General features: G+C 65.0%; 11 protein-coding genes. 5 read left to right on the forward strand and 6 right to left on the reverse strand.

Annotated features, from left to right (window positions below; genetic code table 11):
* Positions 1-230 precede the first annotated feature (230 nt).
* Positions 231-560, forward strand: coding sequence for a PilZ domain-containing protein (locus BMY84_RS02180; protein ID WP_093014748.1), 330 nt, complete (start codon positions 231-233; stop codon positions 558-560).
* A 45-nt stretch (positions 561-605) separates the two neighbouring features.
* Here the strand turns inward: BMY84_RS02180 and BMY84_RS02185 are convergent, their stop codons facing one another.
* The 4 genes from BMY84_RS02185 to BMY84_RS02200 all read right to left on the reverse strand — a co-directional run bounded on the left by BMY84_RS02185 (position 606) and on the right by BMY84_RS02200 (position 5,643).
* Positions 606-2,393 carry an ABC transporter transmembrane domain-containing protein gene (locus tag BMY84_RS02185; RefSeq protein ID WP_093080010.1) on the reverse strand — a complete coding sequence of 596 codons (1,788 nt, stop codon included), beginning with the start codon at positions 2,391-2,393 and terminating at the stop codon, positions 606-608.
* 102 nt (positions 2,394-2,495) lie between these two features.
* Positions 2,496-3,788 (reverse strand): class I SAM-dependent methyltransferase, encoded by a 1,293-nt coding sequence (locus tag BMY84_RS02190; RefSeq protein WP_093081632.1) that lies wholly within the window; start codon positions 3,786-3,788, stop codon positions 2,496-2,498.
* A 126-nt stretch (positions 3,789-3,914) separates the two neighbouring features.
* The gene (locus tag BMY84_RS02195; RefSeq protein ID WP_093080013.1) at positions 3,915-4,307 is read right to left on the reverse strand and encodes a hypothetical protein; all 393 of its coding nucleotides are present in this window, start codon (positions 4,305-4,307) and stop codon (positions 3,915-3,917) included.
* 88 nt (positions 4,308-4,395) lie between these two features.
* A complete protein-coding gene (locus BMY84_RS02200; protein ID WP_093080016.1) occupies positions 4,396-5,643 on the reverse strand; it encodes a hypothetical protein in 1,248 nt (415 codons plus the stop codon).
* Positions 5,644-5,731: 88 nt separating this feature from the next.
* Here BMY84_RS02200 and queF point away from each other — a divergent pair, with 88 nt between their 5' ends.
* The 4 genes from queF to BMY84_RS02220 all read left to right on the forward strand — a co-directional run bounded on the left by queF (position 5,732) and on the right by BMY84_RS02220 (position 9,784).
* On the forward strand, positions 5,732-6,193 hold the full coding sequence (gene queF / locus BMY84_RS02205) for a preQ(1) synthase (RefSeq protein ID WP_093080018.1): 462 nt from the start codon (positions 5,732-5,734) through the stop codon (positions 6,191-6,193).
* 31 nt (positions 6,194-6,224) lie between these two features.
* On the forward strand, positions 6,225-6,512 hold the full coding sequence (locus BMY84_RS02210) for a hypothetical protein (RefSeq protein ID WP_093080021.1): 288 nt from the start codon (positions 6,225-6,227) through the stop codon (positions 6,510-6,512).
* A 166-nt stretch (positions 6,513-6,678) separates the two neighbouring features.
* The gene (locus BMY84_RS02215; RefSeq protein WP_093080023.1) at positions 6,679-9,330 is read left to right on the forward strand and encodes a M1 family metallopeptidase; all 2,652 of its coding nucleotides are present in this window, start codon (positions 6,679-6,681) and stop codon (positions 9,328-9,330) included.
* Positions 9,331-9,379: 49 nt separating this feature from the next.
* A complete protein-coding gene (locus tag BMY84_RS02220; protein ID WP_093080025.1) occupies positions 9,380-9,784 on the forward strand; it encodes an NUDIX hydrolase in 405 nt (134 codons plus the stop codon).
* On the opposite strand, the gene BMY84_RS02225 is transcribed toward BMY84_RS02220, so the two are convergent.
* A complete protein-coding gene (locus BMY84_RS02225; RefSeq protein ID WP_093080028.1) occupies positions 9,785-11,098 on the reverse strand; it encodes an acetyl-CoA hydrolase/transferase family protein in 1,314 nt (437 codons plus the stop codon).
* Between the two features lie 86 nt (positions 11,099-11,184).
* The gene (locus BMY84_RS02230; RefSeq protein ID WP_093080031.1) at positions 11,185-12,255 is read right to left on the reverse strand and encodes a phytase; all 1,071 of its coding nucleotides are present in this window, start codon (positions 12,253-12,255) and stop codon (positions 11,185-11,187) included.
* Between the last annotated feature and the right edge of the window lie 10 nt (positions 12,256-12,265).

Raw genomic sequence — 12,265 nt, forward strand, 5'->3', positions numbered from 1 at the left:
CGCTGACATCCAGTCAGGCCCATCCCGGCATAAGACTTCCCGGTTTTCCGGATGGGGCGCTGGCCCGGAGCGATAAGAAGATTGCAGAAATTCAGGGTCGCCTTCGGGCGGCCCTTTTTTTGTGCGCGGCCCACCATCTTATGCGACCAAGCTATCGGGTGGAGCCGGGTTTAACCCTTTGCTTACCCAGATTGGCGCATGATGGGGCAGAAGCGACGCGATATCGAACCATGGCTGCTGAACGACTGACAGAATATGATCGCAAGGGACGGGCAGCCGAACGGCAGCACGTACAGATCGTTGTCAGGGTTCGTCGTCCCGGTGAAACCTGGTTCACCAGCCGCATTACCGATGTGTCGGTCAGCGGCTTTCGCCTGCAAAGTTTCATGAAACTCACGGTAGGTGCAGACATCTGGATTATGTTGCCCGGTTTCGAAGGTCGCCGGGCACGGGTCACGTGGAACCGCGCGCATGAATCGGGATGCGCCTTCGAACGGTCGCTGCACCCTGCCATCCTCGATCATATCGTCCGGCTCAGTCAGGCATCTGCCGCGCGCTGATCCATCGGGAATAGGGGAGTGCGAACCGTCCCATCCCGGCCTTCGTCAGGCGACGGCGACATCCTGAAACTGAAGGCTCGCGAGCCGGGCATAGAGGCCGCCCTGAGCCACCAGCGCGGCATGATCGCCCTGTTCCACGATCCGACCTTCATCCATCACGATGATGCGATCGGCGGCCCGTATCGTAGCCAGTCGATGGGCGATGACGATGGTCGTGCGGCCCTGCATCAGGCGACTCAAAGCATCCTGCACCAGCCGTTCGGATTCTGCATCGAGTGCGGAAGTAGCCTCATCCAGCAGCAGGATCGGCGCATCGCGTAGCAGAGCGCGGGCGATCGACAGGCGCTGGCGCTGTCCGCCGGACAGGCGCGCGCCGCCTTCGCCCATGAAACTGTCCAGACCCTGCGGCAGGGCGCGCAGGAAGCTTTCGGCATTGGCTGCGCGGGTCGCTGCCCAGATATCCTCGTCGCTGGCGTCCCAGCGGCCATAGCGCAGATTGTCCCGCGCGGATGCAGCGAAGATGATGCTGTCCTGAGGCACCATCGCCATCGTTGTGCGTAACTCTGCGGGATCGGCATCGGTCAGCGGTATGTCATTCAGGCGAATGCAGCCCGAATCCGGATCATAGAAGCGCAGCGCCAACTGGATCAGGGTCGATTTGCCTGCCCCGGATGGGCCGACGACCGCCACCGTCTCGCCCGGCGCGACGTCCAGCGAAATGCCATGCAAGGCTGCCTGATCGGGCCGGGTGGGATAATGGAAATGCACATTGTCGAAATGCAGCCGTGCACCATGGGCATGCCGGGTAATGGGGATCGGCTGGGCCGGCGGCAGAATATCCGGCGTGGCGGACATGAGTTCCTCCAGCCGACTGGCCGCACCGGCCCCGCGCAACAGATCGCCCCAGCTTTCCGACAGTGAACCGAATGCCCCGGCCACCAATCCCCCGGTCAGAACGAAAGCAGCGATGCTGCCGCCTGACAAGCGCCCGGCGGCAACGTCTAGCGCACCTTGCCACATGACGGCGGTTATCGACCCGAAGATCAAAGCGATCACCACCGCCGTCATGATGGCGCGCAGGCGGATGCGCTTGCGCGCCGTCGCAAAGCCCGCATCGACGGTGGCGTCGAACCGCACCGCTTCCCGTGCCTCCTGGCCGAAAGCCTGCACGATCTTCATCGCGCCCAGCACTTCGCTGGTGATGCTGCCGATATCGGCCAGCCGGTCCTGACTGGCACGGGACAGGCCACGCACCTGCCGACCCAGGCTGATCAGTACCAGCAGGATGACCGGAATGCCCAGCAGCAGCAGCGCAGCGAGCTTGGGCGCGAGCACGAACAGGTAGACCAGACCGCCCAGTCCCGTGACCAGATTGCGCAGCGCCACCGACACGGTCGATCCGACCACCTGTTCGACGATGGCGGTATCGGCGGTCATACGAGACGCGATTTCCGAAGGCCGATTTTCCTCAAAGAAGCGGGGGGCTTGCCGCAACAGATTGGCCTGCGTCGCACTGCGGATATCGGCGACGACCCGCTCGCCCAGCCAGGACACGAAATAATATCGCAGCGCCGTGGCGATCGCCAGCACGGTCACGATCATCAGCAGATATTCGAACCAGCGGCTGATATCCCCGCCGCCCATGAAACCACGATCGATCACCAGCCGGAAACCGCTGGGGATGCCCAGCGTGGCGGCCGATGAAATGATCAGCGCGGCCAGCGCCCCGGCGATACGGCCGGGATAGCGGCGGGCAAAACGCCACAGCATCGCCAGGCTGCCAAGGGCGGGGCGCGCATTGGCGCGCGGTGCGGGGTTCGGGACATCCACCATCCGCGCCGCTTAGAGCATTTTACGCGCGGGTGGAATGACCTCAAGGTCCGGGAAAGTACGGAAGGACAAGCGCCATGGCCCTCCGTTTTCCCGTCCCGTGAATCAGGCGTCCGGCGCGATGGCGCCCGCCAGTTGCATGATCCGCCGCGCATCGCCCTTGCCGCTCAGGGCATAGGCCATCGCGCCCTCCTCCCAATAGGCGATCGTCTCGCCTGCACGCCGCGCCATCAGCGGGGTCGCCTCTGCGGGCGTCTCTGCCCGGTCCGCGAACAGCGACAGCGGTTCACCCTGCGGCGTGGTAACGCTCATGGCGATGGCAGAGCTGTCGGGCGTAGGGAAGAGCTGGACGTCGGTCACGCGCCACCCCGCCGGCAGCACAGGCAGGACGATACCCGTCGATTTTTCGATTTCCCGCGCATCGAATGTGGCGGTTTCGACCTGCGACGACATCGATTGACGCAGCAGTCCGGCCCGGCGGGAAGCGGCGGCTTCGTCGATGAAGCTGTTCGCCTGCGCCGCCTGCGGGAATTCGCCCATTTCGCCGCGCGCGACCCAACCGGTGGCGATCAGCGCGGCAATCGCGGCGGCACGGCCCAGATGGCGCCAGTTGCGGCCATCCTCATTATCGTTGGCGACCGGCAGGCGGGTGTCGCGCCGACGGCCGACCAGCGTGCCCTTGGTCCCGTCCTTCATCAGGCGGAAGTCGATATGCGGCCAGCGCTGCCGCCAGCGGCGCGCGACCAGCCTTTCGCCGGGGCGCGCGGCATCGTCCAGCAGCACCACGCCATTGGGCGAAAGGCGCGAAAACAGGCTGTCGGCCGCGCCCCGCACCAGCGGATGCACGCTCCAGGGCGGGCCATCGATGATGATCAGGTCGATCTGTTCGGGCAGCCGATCGATCGCATACCAGCGCCCCGGCCAGTCCGCGCTTTCATGGGTCAGCGGGGCATGGCGGATATCGACGTCCAGCGCATTGTCGGCCAGCCACTGGCGCGTCGCGTCGACAAAGCCGCCATGCTGGTCGAAACTGTGCAGCCGCCCATTGCCATGCAACTGGAGCGCGCGCGCTGCGATCAGCGAGGATGCGCCCGCCCCCAGTTCGACCACATGGGCCGGGCGAAGCCGCGCAATTTCCCGCACGATATGCCGCAGAAAGCCGACATCCGCCTTCCAGCTACCCAGATGCGGCAGGGCATCATGCGGCAGGTCGAGTTCATCCAGCAGGGCGCGCTTGTCGGCTTTTCGTCCGCCCGACAGGCTCGCCAGCAGCCAGGGCCAGCCGATCGCGCCAAAGCCGATGCGCCAGGCCATGTCGGACAGGCGGCGGGGCAGGTCGCTGTCGACCGGGCGTGTCTCACTCAGGGGAAGAAGGCCGGTAAGGTTGCGGGATGTCACGGAAACCATGCTCCAGTTGGAAAGCGCAGGACTATTCACGCATCCTGTTGCAACGCGATGACGCGGGAAACGCTGGCAACCCGTAAAATGTCCGCAACTATCGCCGACCCACTGCCGGGCCTTGCCTCAATAGCCCAGCGTCAGGCCGACCGCATAATATTTAGGGCCGGCATTGGCCTTGGCGCGCAGCTTGGGGAGGATGGGCATCGCCACCGTGGCATAGGGTCGCGTATTGTCGCCGCTCACGCGCACGCCCGCGCCGATCGTGGCGGACAGGGGAATGGTATAGGCCGCCTCGACCCGGCCATAGAGTTTGGTGTCACCATCGCGCAGATAGACGCCGCCGCCGGGCGTCAGGCTGAAGCCGCCCATTTCCCATGCATAGCCGGCGCCGATTTCGGTGCCCCAATGGCCGTCGGCGCGGCCATAATCGATTTCCGCGCCCAGCCCCTTAGCCTGGGCTGTTGCGGGAAGAAGCGCCAATGTTGCGGCGGTGAGGGCAAGGTGAAAGATTTTCATGGCCGACTGGCTATGGCCCCGCCCGCCGCGCGGCAATGAGGGCGGGACGAGGCGAGTCGCCTACACGGTGACGTGAGTGAGCCGCTTATCAGGCCGGGGTCAGTTCCGCCGCAGCGCGTGCCGCCGGGCGGGGATATTGGCGTGGCCCCTGATCGAGCCGCAACGGCGCAAGGCGATCGGCAGGCGGTTCCTGCTCTTGCCCCACGATGAAGGCGCGCGCGGTGCGCCCCTGACCCGGTTCCTCGCCCTCCATGCTCCAGCGATAGGCCATGTCGAAGGCGGCCAGCGGGATCAGCAGGCTGCGCTGGCCCATGGTGACGGGCACGATCTCTTCGGGCGACAGGCGCAATTCGCCGCTCAACTGGCGTGTCTCGCCCGGTTCGATCGACACCGCACTGTGGAGCGGTAGGCCATTGTCTCCGGCGAAGAAGCTCTGGAGCAAAGCGGATTGCTGCGCCCCCGCATTGCCGACGATGGCGCGGATGAGAATATCCTGCGCCGGGCGATTGCCGCGATTATGCAAGATCAGGCTGTAGGCGATGGTCACGCCCATCATCGAATAGCGCGCCTGTCCGACGGCCATGTCCATGTCGAGCCAGGGCCGATCGGCGACCACCGGTGCGGGGACCGGCGCCACGGGGCGCGGCTCTGCCGCGGGCTGCGCCGCCGCTTCGGTCGGTTTGGGGGCAGGGGCCGCCGCCGGTTTGGCAATGGGTGCCGGCGCTTCCGCCGGGCGACGGCGACGCAGCAGGAAAGCGGCGGCCAGCGCGATCAGCGCCAGTACGCCGCCGATGATCCACGGCAGGCTTAGGCCTTCTTCTGCGGCGGGTGCGGGCGTGGCGACAGGCGCGCTCGGTTCCACGGCATTGGTGGCCGGCACTGGAACCGGCAGAGCCTGTGGCGCCGTTTCGACCGGCGCGCTCTGGTTCGCGGCCGCTTCCTCTTCCGTCGGTGCGGCAGGCGCTGGCGTTGCTTGCGGCGTCGGCTTTTCGCGTTCGGCGGGGCGCTGGGCCTTCGGTTCGGGCGTCGTCTGGCGCGGCGTGGCTGGTGCCGTCGTGGTGGTCGGCCGCGATGCAGCCGGACGGGCAGGGGCCTGTTGCGGCACGGGCTGCACCGTCACCGGCGGCGGGGTTATCACCGGCGGCGTGGTGCGCGGCGTCACCGGATCGCGAAACACGTTGAGTTCCGGGCCCTGCCGATTGGGATCAGGCGCGGGCGCGGTGCTGGCCGGCGGGATCGCCAGGCCGGTGGCCGGCGTCTCCGTCTGCTGAGCGTGGACAGGCGCAGCCAGCATCAGCGGCGCGGTGAAAAGAAACGAACGAACGATAGACCCCATAAGCCTGCCAAGGCACAAGAATGGCTGAACCGCAAGTGAACAATGCAGGATGCTGACATCAGCCGTGCAATGGCGTAGATGGCGCGGCATGACTGACATTCCCACCACTCCCCTGCATCTGGGTCAGACCAGTGCGCTGCCTGCCTCGCCGGAAGAGGCCGTACTCGACTATGTCGCCAATCCGCGCCCCGGCAAGCCCTATCTGGTGCGCTTCACCGCGCCCGAATTCACCTCGCTCTGCCCGGTGACGGGGCAGCCCGATTTCGCCCATCTGGTGATCGACTATGCGCCCGCCGCGACGATCGTGGAATCGAAGTCGCTCAAGCTGTTTCTGGGCGCCTTCCGCAACCATGCCGCTTTCCATGAGGATTGCACCGTGGGCATCGGCCAGCGCCTGTTCGACGAGATGAAGCCGGTCTGGCTGCGCATCGGCGGCTATTGGTATCCGCGCGGCGGCATCCCGATTGACGTCTTCTGGCAGTCGGGCGAACCGCCCGTCGGCATGTGGCTGCCGCCGCAGGATGTGCCGGGCTATCGCGGCCGGGGGTAAATCCTAGTTCACGCCTTCAGGGTCCTTTATCATGGAAGATACCGCTAGCCTTATCGCTTTCTATCGCGCTCGTCGGGCGGAACTGGACCCGTCCGACGGCTCGCGCTGGTATTTGCTCATCAAGGAAATTCGCCTGTTGAAAGGGTGCGGCATTGATGAAGCCCATGCCATCGCTTTGACCGATCCGGCTTGGCGGCGGTGGCTTGAGCAGCAGATCAATAGCAATGTCGCTTGCCGGAAGGCAGCGTTGCGGCATATCCGTCGCAATGGCGATGCATCGATCATTGCGCAGCAGGGCGAACGACTTGCCGTTCGCTAATGCTAACTGAACCTTGTCGGACGAACGTGCAATAGGCTTCGACCAACGACATCGGGTTGCGGATAGTTCACTTGACCCATGCAGCCAAACGGCCGATCCGACGTTCATCGCTGCGCGTGACACTATCTCATTGCGCCCTGCCTGACGTGTCGGAGTCTGACATCCTATGCCCCTCAAGAACATCTTGCCGCTGCTGATCGCGGCCGCCCCGGTCGCTTTGGCCGCGCCTGCGCTGGCCCAGACCGCGCCTGTCGGCCCCGCCGCCGGTGTGACCACCCAGTTGCCGCGCGGCGCCGCGCCAAGCCATTATGCGATCGAGGTGACGCCCGACGCGGCGAACCTCAAATTCACTGGCAAGGTGACGATCAACGTCAATGTCGCGACCGCGTTGCCCGCGCTGGTGCTGAACGCGGCGGACCTGACCGTCTCCAGCGTCACGCTGACCCCCGCAAAGGGCAAGCCGATCACCGGCACCGCGAAGGTGGATGCTGACGCCCAGACCGTGACGTTCGACTTCGGCAAGCCGGTTCAGCCGGGCAGCTACACGCTCGCCATCGCCTATGCCGGCATCATCAACCAGCAGGCGAACGGCCTGTTCGCACTCGACTATACCGATAACGCAGGCGCCGCGAAGCGCGCGCTCTTCACCCAGTTCGAAGCACCCGACGCCCGTCGCTTCGTCCCCAGCTTCGATGAGCCGAGCTACAAGGCGACCTTCGATCTGTCGGCGATCGTCCCGGCAGACCAGCTTGCGGTCGGCAATATGCCGGTCAAGACCAGCAAGGATCTGGGTGGGGCTAAGAAGCTGGTGACGTTCGGCACCAGCCCCAAAATGTCCTCCTACCTGCTCTTCTTCGGCCTGGGCGAACTGGACCGTGCGACCAAGATGGCGGGCAAGACCGAAGTCGGCGTCATCACCGGCAAGGGCAATACCGGCAAGGCGCAACTGGCGCTCGATGCGTCGGCGGCGATCCTGCCTTATTATAATGACTATTTCGGCGTGCCCTTCCCGCTGCCCAAGCTCGACAATGTCGCCGGTCCCGGCCAGAGCCAGTTCTTCAGCGCGATGGAAAATTGGGGCGCGATCTTCACTTTCGAGCGCACCCTGCTGGTCGATCCGCGCTTCACCTCCGAAGAAACCAAGCGCGCCATTTTCGAGGTCGCCGCGCATGAAATGGCGCACCAGTGGTTCGGCGATCTCGTCACCATGGCCTGGTGGGACGATCTGTGGCTGAACGAAGGTTTCGCCAGCTGGATGGCGACCAAGGTAACGGACAAGCTGAACCCGGATTGGGAAGCCCTGCTGTCGCGCGTCGATGGCCGCGAACGGGCGATGAGCCTCGACGCGCTCAAGACCACCCATCCGGTCGTGCAGAAAATCCATACGGTGGACGAGGTCAATCAGGCGTTCGACGCGATCACCTATCAGAAGGGTGAAGCCGTCATCACCATGCTGGAAGGCTATGCCGGCGAGGATGCGTGGAAGGCGGGGATCCAGTCCTATATGAAGGCCCATGCTTACGGGAACACCGTGACCGACGATCTGTGGAAGGCGGTCGAGGGTGCGGGCGCCAAGGGGCTGGTCAGCATCGCCCATGATTTCACCAGCCAGCCGGGCATCCCGCTGGTCAAGGTGGAAAGCGCCCAATGTCAGGGCGGCAACACCATCCTGACGCTCAGCCAGGGCGAATATAGCCGCGACGCGAAGGACAAGACGCCGCTGAGCTGGAATGTCCCGGTCAAGGCACAGGTGCTGGGCGGGGAAGCGCAGCGTCTGATCCTGTCCGGCGGCAAGGGGCAGGTCACGCTGCCGGGTTGCGGCGCCTATGTCATCAATGCCGGGCAGACGGGCTATTATCGCTCGCTCTATCCGGCGGCGAACATGCAGGCGCTGGCCAAGGGCTTCGGTCAGCTGTCCAGCATGGACCAGACCGGGCTGATGGCGGATAATTTCCAGCTTGCATTGGGCGGCTATCAGCCGGTCGGGCTGGCGCTTGACCTGATCGATGCGGTGCCGGCCAATGGCAGCCCGTCGGTGCTGGCCGAAGTCCCCTCCTACCTCAAGAGCAGCTATGACCTGCTGGAGGGTGATGCCGCGGCACAGGCGAAGGTCGGCGCCTATGCCGCGCGCAAGCTGAGCCCGGCTCTGGCCGCGATCGGCTATGATGCCAGGGCGGGCGAAGGCGCCCAGGTGCCGGTGCTGCGCACCAGTCTGGTGTCGACGCTAGGCAGCATGGGCGACAAGGCCGTGGTGGCCGAAGCCAATCGCCGCTTTGCCGCGCTGGCGACCAACCCGGCCGCGCTCGACGGTCCGCTGCGCAATGTGTGGCTGGGTATCATCGCCCAGAATGCCGATCAGGCGACGTGGGATAAGTTGCGTGTCATGGCGAAGGGTGCACAGAGCGATCTGGACAAGAGCACGCTCTATGCGCTGTTGGGCCGGGCCAAGGACGAGAAGCTGGGTCAACAGGCCCTCGACCTCGCTTTGACCGACGAGCCGGGCAAGACCACCAGCGCCGCGATCATCGGACAGGTCGGCGCGGCCCATCCGATGCAGGCGGTTGATTATGTGCTGGCCCACAAGGCGCAATATGAGGCGCTGATCGACGTGTCGGCGCGCAGTCAGGCGCTGGCGCGTCTGAGCGGCGGCTCTGCCGATCCGGCGATGGTGACGAAGCTGGACGCCTATGCGACCCAATATCTGACGCCGGAATCGCGCAAGGTGGTGGATCGCTCCATCGCCGCGATCCAGACGCGGATCGAAACGCGCAACAGGCTGAAGGCGCCGACCGCGGCATGGTTCGCGGCCAAGAAGTAAGGGCGAGGGGCGGCGGCACGATCCGCCGCCCTTGTCACATGGGGAAAGCATGATTCAAACTGAACCAAGGGTCGGATGCGGCGCGGCCATTATGCGTGACGGCAAGCTGCTATTGGTCCAGCGGCGCCGCGAACCGGAAGCGGGTCATTGGGGCCTGCCGGGCGGCAAAGTCGACCTGTTCGAAACCATGGCGGCGGCGGCCGAGCGCGAGATTTTCGAGGAACTGGGCCTGACGATCAGGGCACGCACCTTGCTGTGCCTGACGGACCAGATCGATGAAGCGTGCGGCACCCATTGGGTCGCGCCGGTCTATCTGGCCGAGGATGCGCAGGGCGAGCCGGTGGTCCGGGAGCCGGAGGCGCTGGCGGCCTGCGGCTGGTTCGCGCTGGACGCTCTGCCGCAGTCCCTCACGGCGTCGACACTGGCTGCACTGACGGCGCTGCAAGCGCGATAATCAGGCCAAAATGCGCCGTTCATGCGCGGCACGTTCCAGTCTTTCGCGAAAATCGGGATGGGCGATGGCGATCAGCGCACGGGCGCGTTCGGACAGGCTCTTGCCCTTCATATCGGCCCAGCCAAATTCGGTGACGACGATATGCGTGTCGGTGCGCGGGGTCGTCACCGGCCCGTCCAGCCAGGGGACGATGCGCGACACGGTTCCTTTTGCCGCCGTCGAATGGCAAGCGATGATCGACCGGCCGCCTTTCGACGCATAGGCGCCCCGCACGAAATCCAGCTGCCCGCCCGTGCCGCTATATTGACGACCGTTCATATGTTCCGAATTGCAGGCCCCGCTCAGGTCCATCTGGATGGTCGCATTGACGGACAGCACCCGGTCATTCTGCGCAATGATGTGCGGCGCGTTCACATAGTCGACCGGATGGGCGGCCACCGCCGGATTATCATGGATGAAATCATAGAGCGGCTGGTCCCCCATGGCGAAGGTGAAGACCGAAAGGCCCGGATGCAGCGCCTTGGCGCTATTGTCGACCACGCCCGCCTGTATCAGGCTGACGAGGCCGGGGGTCAGCAATTCGGTGTGGATGCCCAGATGCTTGTGCCCCATCAGCGCGGCGCAGACCGCATCGGGCACCGCGCCGATCCCCATTTGCAGGCAGGCGCCATCCTCCACCATGTTCGCGATGATCGCGCCGATCGCATCGTCGGTGGCGTTGCGGGGCAATGCGGGCACCTGACAGAGCGGAACATCATTTTCGATGAGCGCCGTGACGTCCGACACATGGATCATGCAGTCGCCATGGACATAGGGCATGGCCGGGTTCACCTCTACGATCAGCCGGGCGCCGCTACGCGCGACCGCCAGCGCATAATCGGCGTCCGTTCCCAGGCTGAAACAGCCATTGGCGTCCATCGGCGAAACGGTGATGATGAAACTGTCTACGCCGATATGCTCTGTCAGCGTGCGGGGTATCTGGTGGAACTGGACCGGCAGCACATCGATGCACGACCCGTCGCCCCGCGCCGCATCGCCCGCACGGTCGATACCGCCATGGAACAGGCTGACCTGCCTGATGCAGTCGGCAAGATCGGGGGACAGGATCGGCGCGGCCGATGTGGCGGGCGGCAGCATGGTATAGATGCTGGCATCGCGCAGTCCGCCAGATCGAACCCGGTCGGCCAAGGCGGCGGCCAATGCAGGCGGGAAGCTGACAGCAAGGCCGGTGGCGATCTTCGAGCCATTGGGGATCAGGGCAATGGCCTGATCCGCCGTCATCCTGCGTACGTCATAGAGGTACTGGCTGGTCATGCGCTCTCCCGGACTATTTTCTGTCTTGTCGCCCGCAGGCGAGGAGAGCGCAATCCATCCTTGGTCGAAAGGGACGCTTTCGGCCGTCAGCGCGGCAGGCCGAGAGCCTTGACGATGTCGTCCCAGGCGGTCAGCTTGAAATTCTGTGCCGCCGCCGCATTATGACCGTCCTGCGCGATGAACAGCCCGCCGGGATAAGCCGGGCCAAAATCGCCCAGCATCAACTCGATCCCGTCGGTTTCCTCCGACCCGCCGATGGCGCCGTCGATGATGCGGAAGCGGCCGACATAGCTGTCGTCGTTCATCTTGTAGACGACATAGGCATTGTCGCCCTGGCTGGAGACGAGGACATAGCCGTCCTTCTCGCCCATCGGCGCGATGGCGACGCCTTCGGCATCCATCACCAGATTCTTGCCGTCAGCCGCCGCGATCTTGGTGGGGGTGGTCGATCCGGTCGCGCGCGCGTCGAAGCGCCACAGGCCGACATCTTCCTCTGCGACATAGAGGATGCCGGTGCGGTCATCCACAGCGCAGCCTTCCGACTGGGTACCCAGCTTCATGCTACGCACGATCCGGCCGGTCGGCGTCGCACCCGATGCATCGAGTGCGACCTGATTCACCGTGCCGTCCTTCAGCACGATGAAGGCGTACGTCGCTTCGGGCGCCTTGTACAGGCAGATGCCATAGGCTTCGCCTTTGCCGGCATCGACTTTACCCAAAGCTGTCAGTTTCGCCGTCGCGCTATCGAGCCGGAACAGCGCCAGCTTCGCATTCGCCACGTCATTGCGGTCGCTGGCGACGACGAGGATGCCGTTCTGGCCGCCCACCGCCACGCCATCGCGCAGGTCGACATTATTCACCCGCCCCGCATCGAGGAAATCGCGAGTCTTGCCGTCCAGCCCATAGACATAGAGGCCGGCCTTCTTGTCCGTGCCCACGATCAGGCTGGCGGCCGGATTGGCGGCATTGCGCCAGATCGCCGGATCGTCCGCCGCATCGGCATTGGGCGTGCCGACGGGCGTGGTTTCGCCGCGCGCAGTGACGTTCACGGCCGGTGTCGCATTGGCGATACGGACTTCGACCGGCACTTCCTTTTCGGCCGTGGCGCAGGCGGCCAGCGCGAGGAGGCTGACGAGGGGGAGGGCGAAAGGCTTCATCTTGATCTTC

This window comes from Sphingobium sp. AP50, assembly GCF_900109095.1.
Lineage (GTDB): Bacteria > Pseudomonadota > Alphaproteobacteria > Sphingomonadales > Sphingomonadaceae > Sphingobium.